This is a genomic window from Vibrio sp. Y29_XK_CS5 (genome assembly GCF_024181835.1).
In the GTDB taxonomy this organism is placed as follows: Bacteria; Pseudomonadota; Gammaproteobacteria; order Enterobacterales; family Vibrionaceae; genus Vibrio; species Vibrio harveyi.
The window spans coordinates 1,811,042-1,831,978 of record NZ_JAMZAM010000001.1; the positions used below are offsets into that span (position 1 = coordinate 1,811,042).

18 protein-coding genes are annotated in these 20,937 nt (G+C 45.4%); 8 read left to right on the forward strand and 10 right to left on the reverse strand.

Annotated elements, in window-relative coordinates:
* The first annotated feature begins 75 nt into the window (after positions 1-75).
* Entirely contained in the window at positions 76-1,347 is a 1,272-nt protein-coding gene (locus tag NL647_RS08130; protein WP_253649969.1) for a DUF1835 domain-containing protein, read from the forward strand.
* 49 nt (positions 1,348-1,396) lie between these two features.
* On the opposite strand, the gene NL647_RS08135 is transcribed toward NL647_RS08130, so the two are convergent.
* Positions 1,397-1,993 carry a TetR/AcrR family transcriptional regulator gene (locus NL647_RS08135; protein WP_253649970.1) on the reverse strand — a complete coding sequence of 199 codons (597 nt, stop codon included), beginning with the start codon at positions 1,991-1,993 and terminating at the stop codon, positions 1,397-1,399.
* 284 nt (positions 1,994-2,277) lie between these two features.
* Between NL647_RS08135 and NL647_RS08140 the strand changes: the two genes are divergently transcribed.
* The 5 genes from NL647_RS08140 (at position 2,278) to NL647_RS27230 (ending at position 7,821) form a co-directional block, all read left to right on the forward strand.
* Positions 2,278-3,117, forward strand: a complete 840-nt coding sequence (locus tag NL647_RS08140; RefSeq protein WP_005447451.1) for a hypothetical protein — start codon at positions 2,278-2,280, stop codon at positions 3,115-3,117.
* Positions 3,118-3,129: 12 nt separating this feature from the next.
* The gene (locus NL647_RS08145; protein WP_253649971.1) at positions 3,130-4,254 is read left to right on the forward strand and encodes a BamA/TamA family outer membrane protein; all 1,125 of its coding nucleotides are present in this window, start codon (positions 3,130-3,132) and stop codon (positions 4,252-4,254) included.
* Between the two features lie 9 nt (positions 4,255-4,263).
* Positions 4,264-5,328: a DUF4056 domain-containing protein gene (locus NL647_RS08150; protein WP_253649972.1), complete on the forward strand. Its 1,065-nt coding sequence runs from the start codon at positions 4,264-4,266 to the stop codon at positions 5,326-5,328.
* A 320-nt stretch (positions 5,329-5,648) separates the two neighbouring features.
* Positions 5,649-6,953: a dicarboxylate/amino acid:cation symporter gene (locus tag NL647_RS08155; protein WP_005447448.1), complete on the forward strand. Its 1,305-nt coding sequence runs from the start codon at positions 5,649-5,651 to the stop codon at positions 6,951-6,953.
* Positions 6,954-7,356: 403 nt separating this feature from the next.
* Positions 7,357-7,821: a DUF6795 domain-containing protein gene (locus NL647_RS27230; RefSeq protein WP_313905200.1), complete on the forward strand. Its 465-nt coding sequence runs from the start codon at positions 7,357-7,359 to the stop codon at positions 7,819-7,821.
* Between the two features lie 133 nt (positions 7,822-7,954).
* On the opposite strand, the gene NL647_RS08160 is transcribed toward NL647_RS27230, so the two are convergent.
* From NL647_RS08160 to NL647_RS08180, 5 genes are all read right to left on the reverse strand, one after another.
* On the reverse strand, positions 7,955-8,398 hold the full coding sequence (locus tag NL647_RS08160) for a DUF6795 domain-containing protein (protein WP_367618288.1): 444 nt from the start codon (positions 8,396-8,398) through the stop codon (positions 7,955-7,957).
* 176 nt (positions 8,399-8,574) lie between these two features.
* On the reverse strand, positions 8,575-8,949 hold the full coding sequence (locus NL647_RS08165) for a YkvA family protein (RefSeq protein WP_017818396.1): 375 nt from the start codon (positions 8,947-8,949) through the stop codon (positions 8,575-8,577).
* 221 nt (positions 8,950-9,170) lie between these two features.
* Positions 9,171-10,295: a M20 family metallopeptidase gene (locus NL647_RS08170; RefSeq protein WP_045396822.1), complete on the reverse strand. Its 1,125-nt coding sequence runs from the start codon at positions 10,293-10,295 to the stop codon at positions 9,171-9,173.
* A gap of 9 nt (positions 10,296-10,304) precedes the next feature.
* Positions 10,305-10,772, reverse strand: coding sequence for a YjiG family protein (locus NL647_RS08175; RefSeq protein ID WP_005374849.1), 468 nt, complete (start codon positions 10,770-10,772; stop codon positions 10,305-10,307).
* Complete coding sequence (locus tag NL647_RS08180; RefSeq protein WP_005437881.1) at positions 10,772-11,512, reverse strand: nucleoside recognition domain-containing protein; 741 nt, start codon at positions 11,510-11,512, stop codon at positions 10,772-10,774. The genes NL647_RS08175 and NL647_RS08180 overlap by 1 nt, the downstream gene beginning before the upstream one ends.
* Before the next feature lie 422 nt (positions 11,513-11,934).
* Here NL647_RS08180 and NL647_RS08185 point away from each other — a divergent pair, with 422 nt between their 5' ends.
* Positions 11,935-12,258 carry a hypothetical protein gene (locus NL647_RS08185; protein WP_045414386.1) on the forward strand — a complete coding sequence of 108 codons (324 nt, stop codon included), beginning with the start codon at positions 11,935-11,937 and terminating at the stop codon, positions 12,256-12,258.
* A gap of 91 nt (positions 12,259-12,349) precedes the next feature.
* The gene (locus NL647_RS08190; RefSeq protein WP_020195400.1) at positions 12,350-13,066 is read left to right on the forward strand and encodes a DsbA family protein; all 717 of its coding nucleotides are present in this window, start codon (positions 12,350-12,352) and stop codon (positions 13,064-13,066) included.
* 113 nt (positions 13,067-13,179) lie between these two features.
* Here NL647_RS08190 and NL647_RS08195 read toward each other — a convergent pair whose 3' ends face one another.
* The 4 genes from NL647_RS08195 to malQ all read right to left on the reverse strand — a co-directional run bounded on the left by NL647_RS08195 (position 13,180) and on the right by malQ (position 20,922).
* Positions 13,180-15,240, reverse strand: coding sequence for an alpha-amylase (locus tag NL647_RS08195; protein WP_253649974.1), 2,061 nt, complete (start codon positions 15,238-15,240; stop codon positions 13,180-13,182).
* A gap of 191 nt (positions 15,241-15,431) precedes the next feature.
* Positions 15,432-16,109: a monofunctional biosynthetic peptidoglycan transglycosylase gene (gene mtgA / locus NL647_RS08200; protein WP_110416118.1), complete on the reverse strand. Its 678-nt coding sequence runs from the start codon at positions 16,107-16,109 to the stop codon at positions 15,432-15,434.
* Positions 16,110-16,286: 177 nt separating this feature from the next.
* The gene (glgB, locus tag NL647_RS08205) at positions 16,287-18,515 is read right to left on the reverse strand and encodes a 1,4-alpha-glucan branching protein GlgB (RefSeq protein ID WP_005447426.1); all 2,229 of its coding nucleotides are present in this window, start codon (positions 18,513-18,515) and stop codon (positions 16,287-16,289) included.
* A 226-nt stretch (positions 18,516-18,741) separates the two neighbouring features.
* Complete coding sequence (malQ, locus tag NL647_RS08210) at positions 18,742-20,922, reverse strand: 4-alpha-glucanotransferase (protein WP_005447424.1); 2,181 nt, start codon at positions 20,920-20,922, stop codon at positions 18,742-18,744.
* Between the last annotated feature and the right edge of the window lie 15 nt (positions 20,923-20,937).

A 20,937-nucleotide genomic window follows, 5' to 3' on the forward strand; every position in this document is an offset into this window, starting at 1 on the left:
AGCAGGAACAATCTGTTTTTACCTTCTTTTTAACTTCTAATAAAGCGAGTGTGGAAGAGATAAGAAAGGTGAAAAATGCAATCTTACAATAGCTTCTCCATTAACCTTAACCAGCAAAAGTCTGTAGCAAAAAAACGCTTAAAGGCGATCCGCCAAAATGACACCATTGCACTCAAACAGGTTAAACAGTTTCACTCCCAACCAGAAACACTTACTCCTGACTCTATCCAGCTGTCAGACGTTCAACACGCTCTAGCTAGAGAGCTTGGCTTGCCCAGTTGGAGCAAGTTAAAAGCACATATAGAGGAACTAGAAAGGCACAAGCACGCTATTGACCACCAAGCAAACCCGCTTGATGCAGATTTAAAAACACTCCACGTCCGCTGTGGGCACGATATTCAGCAACTATTAAAGACTTGCGGGTTTGAAGGTGATTTCTTACCTATGATTGATCCACTGTGCATCGGCCCTATTCCCAATGATAAAAAAGGCTTTGTCGCCATTCGAGCACAATACGTCGTAGGCACATTGCTACCCGTGATGGGTCGCAAAGATTCGGTTCAAAATGTAGCGCAGTTTGAGCAAAACAATATCCATACTCTACTTAACCATCAATATGAACGTATTGTTTTTTGGGTTGAACACGATGCCTATGATCAATTCATGCTACTTCGAGGACTTTCCTTGTTAGAGAACAGGGTAGGTAAAGTGATAGAGATCATCGAATTCAACCAGTTTCCAGGAACAGAACGGTTTATTGGCTTTGGGCAACTCCCTGCCGAAGCTATTCGCTCATGTTGGCAACACCGAAAGCCGGTTACAGCGAAGCTTTTCAGTCAAGCCAAACGCTGCTGGCAAGCGTTGCGGGCTCAAACACCGCAGCCGCTCCTTAACTTGCTAGAACAACATGAATTAGATTGCTTACCGAATATCAAAGCAGTGATGAAACGACACCTTCAAGAACTGCCTAACTCGGAGTCAGGATTGAGCTTCACCCAATATTTGGCGTTGCAAGTATTGGGCGAGCAAAACACAGCCATCACCGTTAAAGATTGGTTTCAGAGAAGTCAGCAAAGAGAGCCACTTCCCACCCTCGGTGACGTAATGTTTTATGCATTGCTACTACCACTCGCACGAGCGGAAAAACCACTGTTTGCTGTGGATTCATTTGATAAAAATTGGTGGGAACAACAAGTCAGTATTAATGCTCGTGGCAAAGCTTGTTTGAGTGGGAAAGACTTTTTCATTCAAGACTATTGGGTCGGAGGGCTCCATAACCGAGAACAAGACTATTGGACGTGGGATCACACCTCTCTATCAACACTGCGTCATGTCGTGATGAGTTAAACATTTGAGGCAATAAGCAATAAGCAATAAGCAATAAGCAATAAGCAAACTAACGTCGGTAGCCATCTAAAAACAGCGTAAGAATATCCTCAACGACTTTCTTGCGCTGCTCAATACTCGGCACCGCTTGATTAGCAACCAATTGTGGCCACAAACAGTTTCCTTTCAATAAGCACATTAGCATGCAACTCATCATGACTGGGTCAAGCGCTTTGAGCTTGTTATCCGCAATGGCTTCTTTAAACCAGTTTTCCAGCAATGCATCTTGGCGTTGAAGTTGGTGTAAGTAGTTCTCTGCCAATTCTGGTGTGCGCATAAACTCACTGATCACCATCTTGGCGAGCGGCAAACCAAAGTCTTCATACATAGAGTTCAACTTGGCATGCAAATAGGTTCTAAGTTGTGTTTCGATATCGCTCTCTGGTGAGTAATTGAGTTGCAATCGTGCACGCTGAGTTTCGAGCACGCTTTGTATCGACTCGATAAACAACACATCTTTACTTTCAAAATGGCGATATAAGGTACGCTTCGATGCCCCAGCTCGCTCACACACTCTATCCATATTTGCGCCACTAAATCCGTGCTCAATAAACTCCTGTTGAGCCGCTTCAATCAGCGCAATGCGTTTTTTTTCCGAAAGTTTCATCGTTCTAGATTCACCAACCTCATGTAAGTGGCTGCAGAGTATAGCGCGCAAGAATCTAAAGTACACTTTAAAGTTTACTTTTTAAATTTTAAGAGTAAGATGCGCTCGCCGAAGTTAAGAAGCCTCTCTAAAAACACATAAAAGCCGCGGATCTTAACTCTCGTTTTGGTGCTTTTTCCTTATGAGAAAGCAGTGATTTTTCCGTGACGATAATTGAATCTCATAAGCTAAAAGTAACCTATCTTCCGCTTACATTGAGATCGCCACGATTTATGAAGTGACTTATGAAATTACCTTCTTTGCTTGTTGCTGCATCTTGCTTGTTTACCGGAGTCGCGAATGCGGATTCCATTTCTCTTCCTATTTGGAAAGAGAAAGCAGAGGCGCTTGGCTACAATTTGCCAAAACCTTTTGGTTTAAACCTCAGCTATATGAGTATGGAACAAGGCATCAATGTCGACTCTATCGCTTTAAAAGGCTTGGGCGGGATTGAAAAACTAGTCGATATGCAAGCAGAACCAGGTAAACAAGCCACCGATGTAATGACATTGCGTGCTGATGTCTGGCTATTTCCTTTCTTAAACGTTTATGGCTTGATCGGCACGCTCGACGGCTATTCAGAAACGGATGTAAACGTCAAAGTTAAGTTGCCGTTTGTGAAACCACAACGTATTGAGAACTTTCGTCTAGACCTTGACGGTTACACCAAAGGTCTTGGCTTTGTACTTGCCGGCGGCTACGACCAATGGTTCGCACTGGTCGATGCAAGTTACACTCAAACCAATTTAACCGTTATTGACGGTTCAATTGATGCACTTGTTGTATCTCCTCGTGTTGGTTACGACTTCCATCAAAATGGCGTGCCAATTCGATTTTGGGTTGGTGCTATGTATCAAGATGTCGAACAAGAACTCTCTGGTTCACTCAAAGATCTTGGACTACCACAATCTTTAGGTGGCGTAATCCCATCAGGCGCGCGTTTTGAAGTAAAACAGCGTTTAGAATCTGAATGGAACACCATCGCAGGCATGCAATACCAAATTAATGAAGATTGGTACCTTTTGGGTGAAGCCGGTTTTGGAGATCGTCAAAGCATCTTCTTCTCTTTAGACCGTCGTTTCTAGGGTAACAAGAAGATGAAAGCCTCTTATTCTCTTGCGCTCACCGCGCTGCTTAGTTCGTCATCTGCTTTTGCTATGCAGCAAGACGAAAGTAGCTTAATGGATGACATCCTGACCAAGCTTGGTTCAAGTGAGACCGTGGATGAATCTAAGTTAATCGACTGGGGCGTATTACCTGGTCCTTTTGTTAACCCAGAACAAGGGTTTGGTATTGGCGTTGCCGCAGTGGGGTTGTACACGCCTTATGACTGGCAAAAAGGCGATCCTTACTCGACCGTCACCGTTACTTCTTATGGTTCAACCTCGGGTTCTTACGGCTTGGGGTTAAACAATCGCACCTATTTAAAAAATGACAAAGTCCGTCTTTTAGGTGAGGCATGGATAAGCCATACCCCCGGTTACTATTGGGGTATTGGCAGCCAAGCCGCAGAAAACGAGAACAACAAAGTGCAGTATGAAGGGCAACGTTTACAGTTGAGCCCAAAAATCGCCGTTGAAGTCGCACCAAATACTTACGCCAAACTTGGCTGGCAATGGCAGTCATTCAGTAAGGTCGACGGTGTCGATGGCGATATTCTCCCTTCAGAAGTTGCCGATGCCACCAGCAGTGGTGTCTTAGTTGGAATGGAATACGACACGCGTGATTTCGAACCGAACCCAATGCGTGGACAGTTTCTCGATATTGAATGGATAGCGAACCGAGATTCACTCGGTAGTGATGAAGACTACGACAACCTCGTTGCTAACTATCGTGTTTACCAACAATGGTCTGACACTACGATTATCGCAATGGAGGTATATTCACAATCGATTTTCGGTGACGCTCCTTGGTTTGATTACGCCCAGCTAGGTGATGACCAGCGTATGCGTGGCTACTACCAAGGGCAATATCGCGATAAACACCAGCTTTCTACACAAGTAGAGATTCGCCATACCATTGCAGGTCGTCATGGTGTGGTTGGGTGGCTAGGTGCCGGTAATATCGCACCGACTTATCACGACCTCTTTAAAAGTAGCTGGTTACCTACTGTCGGGGTTGGTTATCGATTTGCCTTTAAGGCACGTATTAACGTGCGCGTCGATTTGAGCGTCGGCAAAGACAGCACTGGTTTTTATTTCCAAATTAATGAAGCATTCTAGGAGTAGGGTTTGAAGAAAGCAGCACTATTACTACTGAGCCTTTGTAGTGGACTCGTCCACGCGCAAGAACTGAAAGCACCGGTTGGCGTAAGACCGTGCTGTGCATTTGGTGTCGATCTCAAAGCGCAACTAGGAAGCGTGCCTGTTCCATTCTTTTCTCTTGAGAATGTCTTAGCCAGCAACGAAGTGGGTACTCACCACTATAACGATGGCAGTGAGTCTGTCTCTGGTAGCCTGCTAGGTCTGAATGAAGAAGCTAACGGCATTATCTTTACCGAACTAGGCGGGTTTATTGATACTGCCCACGTCCGTGATACCGCAGATTACACCTATTATTTATTCACCCTAAATCAACATTATCTCGGTCGCGCAGCGCATCTGGACTTGCCTGAAGAACTTCGTGTTCGTCGTATTCGTTGGTATGAACAAAAAGAGAAGCTTAGCGAAGAAGAGAAGCTAGATCGCAGTGCTCAAGCAGCAGCGCTAACCGCGTTTCGACTGGCTCAATGGCATGAAATAGCTCAGTGGTTCGGTATGGTGTCCGTTAGCGGATTTAAAGAGCTGGCATCTGCCTTTTCATCCGAAGACCTCTACTCCAACATGCTCGGCGCAAAATTAGCCAAGCAAGTATTACTGGACAACCCCAAGCTCGATCAAAAAGGCTTTTCTAGAGCCATGGACAGCGCTTTCAAACAAGCTTTAAAGGATTTAAAAGCTCAATCGAAAGCGATAACGAAACAGAAAATCCAGCAACTCGATGGTGATTGGTGGGATAGCTCGCGACGCTTACCTGATAAATGGGTAGTTCGATTCCGAGATTACCATATGGCACTGAACTTAACGCCCAACTACTCTGGTGCAAACCATGAGCTTTCGTTATCCGCGACCTTTGCCGATCAACAACCAATTGACCAGTGGATGAGCGTAGAGTTTAGAGCAAGCGACAATGAAAAAGCCTTCTCAGCACTGCCTAAGTCTCTGACCTCAAAATCAATTTGGACACCTACAGATTATCAACAGATTTCAAATTTTGCTCGTACCATCGATAACCAAACCCGCCCTCCATTGAAATAACACCGCAATAAACAACTGAATAAAAGATGCCTAGTTATGCACTTGGCATCTTGCCCTCTACTTGTATGCAAACAGTTTTCTACCAATCAAGAATGTAAGAATTCATTTCTATCGGTTGTAAATTCGATAAATTTGTTAATTAACAAACTTTTCAACCAGCCTTTTAGTTGCCATTTAGTTAATATTCTATTTTTTAAAGTGACTAACTTCACATCTATCGACCATTCAGAGGATTATTCTTTCGTATTTTCACACTCCGCTGCTAATCTGCACGCCGCCTTGAAGTGAACTCAAGGTGCATAACTATAAGGAGTGTTCTCATGAATACCAAGAAACCGATGTCGCTCACCAGCCGCGTAATTTTGGGTATGGTAGCGGGTATCTTGACAGGATTTGCAATTCGCACACTTTTTGCCGACAACGGATTTGTCGACGCATACATTGTTAATGGATTATTCGAAGTTGGTGGACAGATCTTCGTTGCCAGCTTAAAAATGCTTGTTGTACCGCTAGTATTTGTTTCGCTAGTTTGTGGTACCAGCTCTCTAAAAGACCTATCTACATTGGGTCGCATGGGTGGTAAAACCCTTGCTTTCTACGTAGCAACAACCGCTATCGCAATCACACTTGCTCTAACCATGGGTACGCTATTCCAGCCGGGTGCTGGTGCAGACCTAACCGCAGCAAGTTCATTCAAATCAGCAGAAGCGCCATCTTTGGGTCAGGTGATCATTGATATGTTCCCGACTAACCCAATCAGCGCAATGGCAGAAGGTAAAACCCTGCAAGTTATCGTGTTCGCCGTCCTATTCGGTATCGCGATCAGTGCAGCAGGTAAGCCAGGCGAGCGTATCGCAGCTTTCTTCTCTGATCTGAATGAAGTAATCATGAAATTGGTTGCGATTCTGATGAACCTTGCGCCTTACGGTGTGTTCTTCCTAATGGCGAAGCTGTTTACAGGTCTTGGTCTAAGCGCAATCTTCAACCTTGCTGAATACTTCGTAGTACTAGCAGGTACGCTATTGCTGCATGGTCTTGTGACTTACAGTCTGATGCTAAAAGGCTTCACTGGTCTAAATCCAATTACGTTCCTACGTAAGATGGAAGACGCAATCATGTTTGCTTTCTCTACAGCATCATCGAACGCGACCATTCCAGTGACAATGGAAACGGCTAAGCACCGTATGGGTGTTGAGAACCGCGTATCATCGTTCACAGTACCTCTAGGTGCAACCGTGAACATGGATGGTACTGCGATCATGCAAGGTGTAGCGACAGCCTTCATCGCGCAGGCATTCAACATCGACCTAACTATGGGTGACTACCTAATGGTTATCATGACGGCAACATTGGCGTCTATCGGTACCGCAGGTGTTCCTGGTGTTGGTCTAGTAATGCTAGCAATGGTATTGAACCAAGTAGGTCTGCCACTAGAGGGCATTGCACTTATCATGGGTGTTGACCGTCTACTTGATATGATTCGTACCGCAGTAAACATCACCGGTGACAGCGCAGTGACTATCATTGTTGCTAAATCAGAAGGCGCACTGGATGAAGCCCGCTTCAACGATCCAAAAGCTGGGGTCGCCGAAGAAGAAGTGCATCTGAAACGCGCGGAAGCTTAACCCCTTCCAAACTAAATTATCCTGTCTAAGCAAAAACCACCTTATTCTGAGGTGGTTTTTTATTTCCAATAAACCCGAAATCAAAAAGGTTTAGATACAATTCTCGTCCCCCGAGGTTGTTTCAATTACTAATCGGTAAGTAGTTAGATTCTATATTAGTTCATCTAGATGGGTTAAGATAACTGGTCTATGTTTATCACTTTGAAAATGATATATGGGACATTTTCATCATATAGAGATACAATTTCCATTATCAAATTAAAGATCAAAACCAAATCGCGATAGATAGTAGTCTGATAATTAGGTTGGTACTAAGATACATACATCATAATTTCATATTTAAAAATAGTCTTTTTTATTCATTTTATCATTTCCAATACTTGCATTAGGTTTCAACGAAAGTATGTTCGATTTTTTTAAGAAATTTAAATATACATTAAGCCCAGAGATAAAAGGTACTTTAGTTCTTGATCAAAGACCTCTAGAAAATCTAACGGTTTACTTAGAAGCTAATTTTTTAAAGAATACTTACAAAAGGAGTTCAAGTACTAATGAGTTAGGTGAATTTCACTTTAAACCAGTCATACATTCTCAAAGGTTCAAAGAATTCGCTTTGAATCAAACATACTCATACATAGGGATATACACCTATATAAATGAAGAAAAGAAATATATTTGGGAGTCTCAGTTAAACTACGTTTCACCACCTATATTTATAGAGGACAACTTAAGTAATCTTTACTGTGAGCTTGAAGATACCGAGTTTCGATACTTTTTCAAGAATATAAACCTAGAAAATGCTCGAGATCTAATGGTGGTTAGCTCCTGCAATTTAAATGGATTTTTATATAAAAGACATTTTTCATAGAGTTTATGATTGTGATGATTATTAAACTCAAAGTTCTTTATAAGCAAAAGCTATACCTGAACGCCTCAATCAAGTTTAAACATATCAATCAAAGTGCTCATTCTCAGAATATTTCTCTAAAGGAATTCACTACTTAACTTTCGTATACTCCTGATTCCACATAACCAGTTAGTTTGCACTGACTGTACACATAAGTATCATCTTCACCATTTCCAAAATAAGAAAAAGCGAAGTAGTAAACTTCATTGGTTACTTCACAATTCAAATTTCCCATATTTTCTCTAGCAAACTCATAAGTCTCATAACCATCAATTGAAGACTCCCATATCGTCACCTCTTCTCCATTTGCTAGATGAGTCTTCAGGAAAACGAGCACGTATTTCTGATTTAGGCTCAATATGCCTTGAGATTTACACTCTTCAAATGCAGGGAAGGCAAACGCTCCGCTAGCATCAGTAAGAGTTTGAAACTCATGTATGGTTCCACGAACACCAACTCGAAGGACCACTAATTGAGATGACAACGGTGTTCCGTTCAAAGTTAACATCCCCCGGATATCTGGCGTATACCTGTACATGGAAGGCTGCCCTTAGCTAAAAACTTGAATCCGAAAGTATACTTTCCAATAGACCAAATCCACCACGGTAAACAACATTACGACGAGCTCGTGTGCTTTGAGTAAATGTTAAAAATAACAATTTCTTATTTGAACTAAACCAAACATTGAACATGTTTGATGGGCAGTTTCCCCACCTACTTCACCATCGAACTCAGCTTTTCTCTCGCTTGTTCTTCATGCTCGTCGGTGATGGCATTGCCGACCGAGTTCGCCGCTAGCGTCAGTGCTGCCATATCATCGGTAAAACCGACGCCTGCTAATACGTCTGGCACCATATCTGTCGGTAGGACGAAGTAAGCCAACGCACCACCTAAGATAGCCTTGTGGCGAACGGAGGTATTGGAATCTGCCATAGCGAGCCATGATTTAATGCCCATAACCGCAATCTCTTCGCCTGCTTTCTTGACGGAATTTTTCATTTTACGCCAGAAGGTTTTCTCATCTGGTGCTTGCATCGTTTGGTCTAAGACGTCATCGGACGCCGAATTTACAGACATGCTTGTGGTCATCGTGCCTCCTAAATTTATGACTGTGGCATAGATATTAAGACGATGAACCTGAACGTAGGATTAATAGCGAGTAATGATAATGAAGAAAGGAAACAAAATGGCTAGATAAAAAAATCCCCAAACCGAAGTCCGGGGATTATTGCTTTGGAAACAAAAAGTCTTGGAAACCAAATGGTTTGAAACCAACAGCTTTGGGAACCAAGCTTTAGAAGCAGAATGCCTTATTGAGCAATCTTCTCCAGTACACGCATCAGCATTTTGATTCGCGGTTCGATCGACTCGAGCAACAAGTACTCTTGATCGCTGTGGAAGCCTGCACCGATAGGTCCTAGACCATCCAAAGTTGGAACGCCAAGAATCGCCGTATTGTTTGCATCAGAGCCGCCACCGACTTCTTTCCAGTTGATGTCGATAGCCAGTTCACTTGCCGCTTCTTCAACTAGCATCATCAGGCTTTCTGTTTGTGGGCTTGGCACCATAGAAGGCTTATACGCTTCACGAACCAACTCAATGCTCACGCCATCAACGAATGGTGTTTCCAGCATGCCGTTTAGCTTGCTATCGACATCATCGTATTCTTCGTTGCTCCAGAAACGCACATCCACGATCGCTTCAGCATGCTCAGGGACGATGTTCGCACCGTTACCACCAGAGACAATACCTACGTTCAACGTGGTACCAGATTCAAAGTTGGTCATTGCATTGACAGCCAGAATCCAATTCGCCATCTCAGTGATTGCGCTGCGACCATTTTCTGGCTCGTTACCTGCGTGAGCTGCAACGCCATTAAAGGTCATTTTGTAGCGAGCCATGCCTTTGCGCGCTTTCACTAAACCGCCATCTGCACGTGCGGCTTCTGCAACCAGTACATTCTTAGCGTTTTTCGCAACTGATTGAATCCAATCCACAGAGTCCAGAGAACCCGTTTCTTCATCTGGGTTCATGCAGATAGCGATAGATAGCTTATCCAACACCGCTTGGTCTAGATTGCGCATCGCGTATACGATGTTCAGCAAGCCAGATTTCATGTCCGAGACGCCCGGACCGTAAGCTTTCTCTGCATCTTGAGACATTGGACGAAGCTCAGCAGTACCCACAGGGAACACGGTATCCATATGACCAATCAGCATCACGTCGATTTGCTCAGCTTCCGGCTTATTTCGAACCTCAAGACCGATGCCCGCTCTGCCACAGTCGATGCGTTTTACGCTCCAACCTGACATCGCTTGGTACTTCTCTTCAAATTGAGAAGCGATGAACTCGATACCATCAGTGGTGTAAGTGCCACAATCCACATTGATTAGCGGACGTAGCTCTTCTAGATATTCATTTAGAGAGAATTGCATGACTCACTCCTAGACAAACAGATTCATCACCAGCATTGCGCCAAACGCGTTCAATACTGAGATTGCAATCATAACTGGGATGTAACGACCTTCAGTACCAATTGGACCCATGATACGACCCATGTACTGAACTTGAGAGCCCATTAGGTAGATAGCAGGCGCAAGAATCGCAATATGCGTGCCGTTAAGGATACCTTGGTCAAACAGCGTGATAACCACACCCACTGCGCCGCCCATCGACATCCAAGCACCGATCAATACCGCTGCAGCTTCACCCGGAAGACCAAACACCGCCATGATTGGAGAAAACACCGTACCCATCAGATCCAACGCGCCAGTGATTTGCAGCGCTTTGATGATTACGAACGCCATCAATACGTTAGGAACCGTAGAGGTAGTCGCAATCACCCAGCCTTTCTTAGCACCTTCGACGAAGATATCCGTCACCATTGGTTTTTTCGCTTTAACGTCACCCATTATGCCGTCTCCTCTTTTAGGTTCTCTGATTTGTTTTGGTCTTGCTTGTCTTCTTTACCTTCCGTCATGTTTAGGTAGATACGGAACAGGTTCGCGCCGATGATCTTAAATGCGAACATCACCACAACCGCTAAACCAATAGAAGACGTTACCGCTAGAGAGCCGTCAGCCATCGTCAGCGTGAACAGCACAGCACCTGATGAGAAGAAGTTCACGATGGTTGCACCCGCAGTGAACTGGAACATAGTAAATACGTCCGTTTCACGCTTAGTTAGGTGACCTTCATCTTTTAGCTGACGCGTCATTGCCGCACCAGCATCGGTACTTTGTAGAGAAGCAATCAGAGCCAGACCAGAGTTACCAGGGATACCCATTAGAGGACGTAGAAGAGGAGTAAGAAGCTTACGAGCGGCTTCAAGTGCACCGTAGTGCTCAAGTACGTTGATCATACCTAATGCGAACATAACGGTTGGAATCAAAGTAAGTGCGAAAATGAAACCGTCACGAGCACCGCTACCGCCAGTACCGCGAAAAGATGTGGTCGCAGCTTGTACCGCGCCATCCGCACCTTCCGTTACGCCGTAAGCCACTTTACCGAAAGAGCCATTAAGCGTTGTAAAGTCGAATACACCGTACCATTCGTTGGATTGCATCAGACCAGAAAAGAACACAACCGCAAACGCGAGTGCAATGTAACACCCGATCGTCACCTTGCGTTCAGCATGAACAGGGCTTGTCATAAATTCACCTATGTATGTGGAACAGAACGCATAGATGATCCCTTGAACGACGTGCTAGAGAGATGATCAAAATCAATCCATTTACCGAACAATCATGTCACTCATTTATGAAGTTTTATTTTATGATTTGAATCACATTTAAAAGATAATAAATATTTATGACCAAGATAAGGTAGATTTATCTAACTATCCACAAACTCCATCCATTAACAAAACAAACCAAAATTATGAACAAGTTTGTTATTAGCCACATCTTCGACGTGCTTCATGATTTGTTGCTTATTTGAGATTTCTTGACCAAAAATTAACAAAAGTTCCGTGTAATTTATTTTAGGGTGGTTCGGTCATTACTTAGAGACTTATTCAGGGTTTGCCTTTTGCTTCGATCACAATCCAACATCGCTCGATGGACACTCGCCCTTGTGGCTTGGGTTATCGTGATCTGTTTAAGTAAAAATGCAGGCTTCTACCAATCTTGCCCTCTGATTGGCGTGCAAGTGACAGCTGAACACGCTGCTGCGCAGCAACAAAAGAGCGAGAAAGGGCTGACTAAGCAGTGTGAACTGTCTGAAAAGCTGATTCAGGTTTCACAAAACCATCTCGACAGCTTCATTGTTCCCTTATTCCTATTTGCGTTTGTCTTGCTGTCTATCACCAGCACCGAGCGTAATGCTTTCCGCCATCATACCGAGCCCATACCTGACAAATATCGGGTGCACCTCAAGCTATGTGTGTTTAGAGAATAAAACCCGATTGCTATTCATCCCCACATCAATTGTTTTATTTTTAATCACTTCGCGACAAAAACCGCGAAGAAAGAGAGTTTTAGGAAATATCATGAAATTCACACGCACACTATTAACTGTGGCTATCGCGCTGGTACCTCTATTTTCACACGCAGCAGAAAAAACGTCAGAAGAGAAGCTGCAAGAAATTACTCAATTGCTGAAAGAAAACCCGCAGATCCTCGATTCACTGCATCAAAACCTACAAGACTACGTCGCTTACCAAAAGACGTTTAACGCGACTTTGGATGAAGCGCGCGCCTATCTTAACGATGGCAAGCACTCTTACTTCGGTGCAGAGAACCCTGAACTGACGATCATCAACGTGACCGATTACAGCTGTCCTTTCTGTAAGCGTCTTGAAGGTGAGCTAGTGAAGGTAGAGAAAGAATACCCGCAGGTAAAAGTGCTGAACATGACAGTATCGTTCAAAGAACAGTACGAGAAGAACGGTTACAACTCGGCAAGTTACGCATTGAACGTATGGCAGAACCAACATGACAAGTACAAAGAAGTGCACGACTTGTTGGTGAAGAAGCCGGGTCCACATGATGCAAGTTCACTACAAAAAATCGCTAAGAAGACTGGCACAGAAGCACAGCTTGTCGACGACAAAGAGACCAAAGCATTATTGGATAAAAACTACGAGTACTTCACTCGCTTAGGTCTACGAGGCACACCAGCGATCATCATTAATGACCAAGTCATTCCGGGTTATGTACCTTTCGAGGAGCTTGAGAAAGTCATCGACCAAGAGCTAAAGAAATAACTATCGAAATAGATAACTATTAAAATAGATAAGTAACCATCAAAAACAACAAAGCCCTTCCCTGAGAATTCAAGGAAGGGCTTTTTCTATCTAGGCTTAAAACGAAGTTCTAACTACTTGTCGCGCCCCACAAACGCCACAACGACTTTGTCATTGCCAAGCGAACGAGAGAACACGTACGCGCCTTCTTGTTCAATTACTTGATGTTGACCCGCACCAATCGCTGGATGCGCTTTCCGGAACTGACCAAGGGTTTGCCAGTGTTTGAGCAGCGCTTGCTTCTCATCAGATAGCTTCCATACCATGTCAGAGCGTGTGCCTTGGTGGAAATCGTCCGCGTAAGGACCAATGTTACGACCAACTTCATCACCATAGTAAACCTGAACAGCACCAGGGCTCAGAAGCAGTGCATTCGCGGCGTTACGCTGCATGCCGTAATCTTTGAAGCGAGAAAAGAATAACTCCGTATCGTGAGAAGACATGTAACTTACTGGGTTGAAGTCTTTCTCATTGGCGATAGTATCTGCATAGCTTTGGTAGGTGTCTGCCATTTGGCTGAAACACGCCGCGCCTTTGTCTAACTTCTTCTGCATGTCGAAGTTAATCAACGCATCAAAGCCATCGTCAAAGTAAGGGCTGCGATATGCGGTATGTCCCCATACTTCACCCATCATCCAGAATGGCTGACCTGACTTACTGTTCTCTTTACGCCACTGCTCAAGACTGCTTGATGCCTCTTCTTTCAAACGTTTCCACACATCACCTTCAACGTGCTTCACCGTATCAACACGGTAACCATCAATGCCAAAGCGTTTCACCCAATCAGTTTGCCACTCAATTAGGTAATCCGAGACGGTGTAATTATCACGCGCCTCAACGCGAGTATCAGGGTTATCCAAGAGCCACTGCGCAGGCTTCACAGCTTTGTCTGATTCGGTGATAAAGTCAGGCAAACCCGCCAAAGACATAGTGATATCACTGCTGCCCGGAGCTGGGTATCCCGGTAGACCTGTTCTTACCCAGTCACCGCCCCACCATTTCGACCAGTTTGGACTCTGGTAGTCAATATTCTGGTGGTAGCTATGCCAATTTTCACCCGCTTTTGGTTGCCAATCCCCCCACTTCTTCGGTAGGTCAGCGTTTGGCTTTAACACCTCAATACCGTCAAATTGCAAATCGGCTAACGTTGAGTAGCCAGTGTGGTTGATTACCGCGTCCATCAAGACTTTGAGACCACGCTTATGCGCCTCTTCCACCAGCACTTTAAGGTCATCTTCGTTACCAAAGTTCTCATCAATCTTGGTGAAATCACGCGTCCAGTAACCGTGGTAAGCATAGAACGGGAATGAGCCGCTATCGCCCCCGCCCACAAAGCCGTGTACTTGCTCAACGATTGGCGATAACCAAATAGCATCTGTACCTAGGCTCTTGATGTAATCCAGTTTCTCGATCACGCCTTCTAGATCACCGCCGTGGAAGGTACCGATCTCTTCTTTGCCGTCTTTCTTGCGCCCATAGCTATTGTCATTGCTCGTATCGGCGTTGTTGAAACGGTCGACCATCACGAAGTAAATGTTGGCATTACGATAATCAAACGGCACTGCTTCTTTGGTTTTCTTCGCTGGCTCTAGTAGCACCAAACCGCCGGAGTCTTTGCTTGGCGTCAGCGATACTTGCTGATCTTTTACTTCAACCATTTGACCAGAATAGGCATCACGCAACTTGGTGCCATCTGGGAAACTGTCACCTAACGCGATGGTGACTTCGCCACCTTGGTAAACCTCACATTGCACTTGTGGGATTGGGCGTTTGAATTCTGTCTTGGCAGCTTTCTTAGGTTCACGCTTGAAGCGCAGTGTTTTCGCTTCCGCATCAAAAGCGAAAGAGTAATCGCCAGTAAAACGGATTTTTAACGGCAATTCCGTTGGCTTTCCACAATTCAGCGCGATCGGTTTGTTGAATTTAACTTTCTGACCATCGGGCGCAACGCAATCGCCTTCAACGCCAGTGATTTTAAGCGTATAGCCGTCTTTGGTTAATGGCACAACCAAAGGCTGCTCTGCACTTAAAGGAAAGTCACGGCTGTTGGTCGTGGTAGATATGGTGATGTTTGGCTCGGCGATGGCACTTGCCGATGCAAGCAATAAGGTAGTCGTAATCAGATTCAGTTTCATCGTTCAGTCCATTGGTTGCGCATAGACGCAGTATTCGTGTTGTAGTTTTATTCACACTAATAGTAAATGGATGAAAAACTGAGCACATCATTCTATAAGGCTACGCCCTAAAGCTTGTGACGCTTCACATTTTGCCTTTATCGGGGCGTAGTTCTATTTACGGACACAAGATAGTTAAGGAAAAGAGAAACTTATAACTCGACGTTGCCAAGATTGCGCATTTGGATCAGAGCCCAATTGGTGCGATGTTGAGTGTAATTAGTGTGCGGATACACTTTGATCTTGTAAGGATTCGGCAGAACCACCGCTAACCTCGCCGCTTGCCATTGGGTCAGTTGGCTAGCCCGAATGCCGTAATAGTTTTGTGCTGCAGCTTCGATACCGTAAATACCGGGACCAAACTCCACGACATTCAAATACACTTCGAGGATGCGTTCTTTACTCCACATTGCCTCCATTAAAAGAGCAAAGTAGAGCTCGTACGCTTTGCGCACATAAGAGTGTGAAGGGAACAGAAATACGTTCTTTGCAGTTTGCTGAGTAATCGTACTTGCACCACGAGAAGGTCCGTTCTCGCCGGCTTGTGAGATAACAGAAAACAGTGAATCAAAATCCACCCCATAGTGATGAGGAAATTTCTGATCTTCCGTAGCCATCACCGCAAGTTGGATATTTTTTGAAATCTGAGACAGCGGTACCCACTCTTGCTGACTACTCTCTGGATAGCCTTCTGGTGGCGAGATCATGCGGCTGATCTTCCATCCCCATAGAGGCGGATTCACGTATTTGACGAAGCCCACCAGCAAAACGGGAGTCAGTAACAAAACCAATGAAATTTTGAATAGAAACGACTTCAGTCTTTTCAGCATGCTTTATTTGCCTAGCCAGAGTAAGGAATACGCCACTTTTACACGTGTGGGTGTTCAAGTAAATGGGAGCGAAGGTTGCCTGATTCAAGGTAGAACAACAAGTTTACAAGGTCAAAAATTGGTTAAAAAAAGCCCAATTTACAATGTAAACCGGGCTTACTGTTTGATTAATGAAAGTTATTTCGTCAGTTTATAGAATACTGTCGATAGAGGTGGTAAACGCAGCTCAAGAGATTGAGGTAACGACTCGCTTTCTACTTCTTGCGTTTCGACGTTGCTTAGTACCTCAAAGCCGCTGCCGTCGTATTTCGCGTCGTCAGTATTCAACAGAAGTTCGTACTTGCCTTCCATCGGTACACCCAAACGGAAACGCTCATGAGGCACTGGTGTGAAGTTGCTGATCACCAATACACGTTCGCCATCTTGGCTAATACGTTCGTGCGCAAGGATACTTGCTTCCGCTTCATCTTGCAGACGCCATTCAAAGCCAGCAGGCACACAATCTTGATCGTGCATCGCCGCTTCGTCACGGTACAAGTGGTTCAAGTCGCGAATCAGTGCTTGCACACCTTGGTGGCGACCAAACTCAAGTAAGAACCATTGTAACTGGTCATCGTGATTCCACTCTGCGGTTTGACCAAGCTCAGCGCCCATGAAGTTTAGCTTCTTACCTGGTTGACCATACATGTAACCGTAGTAAGCACGTAGGTTCGCCGTTTGTTGCCACTCATCACCTGGCATCTTGTTATGGATAGAACCTTTGCCGTACACCACTTCATCATGAGATAGCGACAGCACATAGTTCTCGCTGTGTGCGTAAACAAGCGGGAACGTGATGGTATTGTGGTGGTATTTGCGGTGAATAGGATCTTCTTGGATGTAAGAAAGACTGTCGTGCATCCAACCCATATTCCACTTAAAGCCAAAGCCTAAACCGCCCATAAATGTCGGTGCAGATACGCCTGGGAATGCCGTCGATTCTTCTGCAATGGTCATTGCATTCGGGAAGTGCTTGTATACTTCTTCGTTCATCCACTTCAGCGTTGCGATCGCATCGTAGTTCTCATTGCCGCCGTCCACATTTGGAATCCACTGATCGTGACTGCGTGAGTAGTCTAGGTAGAGCATCGACGCAACAGCGTCCACACGGATACCATCAATATGGAATTGCTCAAACCAGTACAGCGCGTTAGACACAAGGAAACGGCGCACATGCTCACGACCTAGATCGTAGATGTAAGAGTTCCAGTCTTGGTGCCAACCGCGGCGAGGATCTGGATCGTGGAACAGTGGTGTGCCATCAAAGTTTGCTAAGCCATGATCATCCGATGGGAAGTGTGCTGGAACCCAATCCAGTACCACGCCCAAGCCAGCTTGGTGACACGCATCAACGAAGAACTTGAAATCATCTGGAGAGCCGTAGCGACTTGTCGGCGCAAACAACCCTACAGGTTGGTAACCCCAAGAGCCAAAGAACGGGTGTTCTGAAACTGGCATCAGCTCAACGTGGGTGTAGCCCATATCCACAAGGTAAGGCACTAACTCAGCCGCGAGTTCACGGTAATTTAGGAAATCCCCATCTGCGTTACGCTTCCAAGAACCCGCATGCAGTTCGTAGAAAGATAAGGCTTCATCACGTTTCTGTGTGACGGGACGATTTTGCCATTTTGCATCTTGCCATTGGTAACGGTTGTGATCGTAAGTGATCGACGCGAATGACGGATATTGTTCAGAGTAGAAGCCCCAAGGGTCTTGCTTATGAGGGAGCCCTTCCCCATTTGGACCTTTGAGTTCGAATTTGTATTGTACGCCCTCTTCCAAACCAGGAATAAACAAGCCCCAGATACCGTAGTCGAGACGTTGCATTGGATGGCGACGACCATCCCACTGGTTGAAGCTGCCCACTAAGCTGATGGCAGAAGCATGAGGGGCGTAAACAAGGAAGCGCACACCAGAGATATTTTCACCACCGCGTTCGATGGTCACAAACTGCGATCCCATGTAGCGGTACATGTCTTTTGGCGTGTGCAGGTGTTCGTATTCTTGATAAATGTTGTGGTACTGGTAAGGGTCGTCAATGAGCTGTTCCACGCCATCCCAATCCACAGCAAGTTGGTAGTGAGTTAGGTGCAGGTCACGCTTCTCTTTCAAGATGAAGCCGCTCTCGCCTTCGCGTTCTAACTCAACACGAGGTTCACCGCTGACAACCAATTCAACTTTGTCTGCACCCGGCATCCAAACTCGTAACGATCCTTCGCCATCATCGATGAATGGACCAAGTGACGCAAATGGGTCTGAGTAAGCCGCCTCAGCTAGTAATTCATAGGCGCGTTCGTATTTTTTCTTTACCTTGGTTTTCAAATCTTTCTCCCTAGCACCGATATTCTCCTTATGGTTTTTGAACATCGGATTTCCTCAGCCAAACGTTGTGAATTCACACAATTATAAAAAACCGCACTCTATCCAAGAGATGAATAAAATAGCGTCAAAAAACAAAAATGCCCGCTATTGTTGCGGGCATAATAACGGTACTTCATCCTAACGGATTGTGCCGATTTAATGAGTGACCTAGGCTGTACTTTCGTACCTCAGCGCAATTAAATTCGCGAACTCCTACATCACCCATTCCACCTTATTTGCTCGCTTTCGCACGCACTTCAGTGAGGCGCTTAGAAATACGGTTAACGTCTTCACGGCTGAAGATTTCGTCAAGGTTCATCGATAGTTTACGACGCCAGTTTGGATACTCGTCAACAGTACCTGGAATGTTTACCGGTTGGTCCATTTCTAGCCAGTCTTCAAGCTGAACACTTAGTAGTGCTGAGTCACCCGCAGCCACATGCAGTTGCAATGCTTCACTTAGGTAACCATCCATTGGTACGTACTGCGCATCATGACCGATACCTTCTGGTAGGTAACCATGCCAACGAACACTGTCTAGGATGCCTTGTTTGCACTTCAAACGGTCATCAAACAGACCTTCCAGTTGTTGCTCGTCTGGGTACAGACCGATCTCTCGACCCATCTTCAAGTCATCACAGTGCCAGAAGCCACGTAGGGTTGGCATATCGTGCGTACACAATGCCGCCATAGACTGCTCAGCGTAATGCTTCGGAGAAATGAAGCCGCCGTCGTCTTTTGATGTTTCGAAGAAGAATACTTTGTATGAGTGAACACCTGCGTCACGAAGGATATCAACGATTTCATCAGGCACGGTACCCAAATCTTCACCGATTACAGAACACTGATGACGATGAGATTCTAGCGCTAGGATTGCTAGCATATCTTCAACTGGGTAGTACAGGTATGCACCTTCTGTCGCCTTCTCACCTTTTGGAATCCACCAAAGGCGAAGCAGACCAAGAACGTGGTCAATACGCAGTGCGCCACAATGCTTCATGTTTGCACGTAGCAACTTGATGTACGCGTCGTAGCCTGTCGCTTCCAACACTTGTGGGTTTAGCGGAGGCAGACCCCAGTTTTGACCCAGAGGACCAAGGATATCTGGTGGCGCACCGATGCTTGCATCCAGTACTAGGTTGCCATCATCAGCCCAAGTCTCGCTGCCTGAATCTGCAACACCAACAGCAAGGTCTCGGTATAGACCAACCGCCATGCCTTTTTCTTCTGCAAGAGCCTGTGCTTCTTTGATCTGATCGTCTGCAATCCACTGTAGGTACATGTACAGGTGAACGCGGTCAGAGTTGTCTTTGATGTACTTCTGAGTTGCCGCAGCATCAAACGTACGGAATTTCTCAGGGAATACCGGCCAGCCCCAAACACTTGAATCTTCAGCGTGTAATTCACCATGCAGAGCATCAAATGCCGCTTGGTGAAGTAGGCTCTCACCGCCAAGTTCTACAAACTCTAGGAACGCGCGCGCACGATCAGTGTTCTTGTCTAGATGACGTGCTTTGAACTCGCTAAATAGCAGCGGAAGAATGTTCATCTTAAGCTCAGAAACCTCGGTGTAGTTCACCCAGTGTGCTTCACGAGCTTTTTGCAGACGCTGTTGGAACTCAGCGCTGCCAACGCGTTGTTGTGCTTCTGCACTTAGTGCAAATTCAGGCACAGAGCTTACGTCGATGTACATAATGTTCAGCCAACGACGAGAAGACGGGCTGTATGGGCTCGCACCTTCAGGGTTCGCTGGGAACAATGAATGAATTGGGTTCAAACCAATGAAGTCACCGCCACGAGAGGCGATATCACTGACCAACTGCTTAAGGTCACCAAAGTCACCGATACCCCAGTTGTGCTGAGTACGCAGTGTGTAAAGCTGAATGCTTGGCCCCCATAGCTTTTTATGTTGGTTTAGATCTTCTTGTTTGAAACACGCTTTCGGTGTGATGATCAGCGACATTTCGTAAGGTGTCTTACGGCGTTTACGGCTGATGATCAGTTTGTGGTAACCCCATGCCAAATTCTTTGGCAATGCAAACACTAGAGGGCCACCCTCAGCTCGTTCATCACGAACAATTTGCGACTGAAGATAGCCTTCAAGTACCTCTCCTTGTTCTGTTTCTAAACGCCAGCTAAATTCACTCTCACGAGCACTCGTACCTAGGTTTAGTTCCACTTCGACTGGGTCGCCGTCGCGTAAAACAAGAACAGGGGCTAGTACGTCTTTCTTATGTTTTTTCTCAGCAGAAGCCAATAGCTTCTCATCGCTGCTAGTATCGTAGCCAAGTGAAGTGAGCAAGCGGCGTAGTGTCTCCTCAGAAACTTTTGCCTCGTCTCCCCACGCGCTGACGTAGCTATCAGCTAATCGCGCCATGTCTGCGACTTTCTTTAATGCTGTTTGTTCTTTCATCGCTTTCTCCGAAGG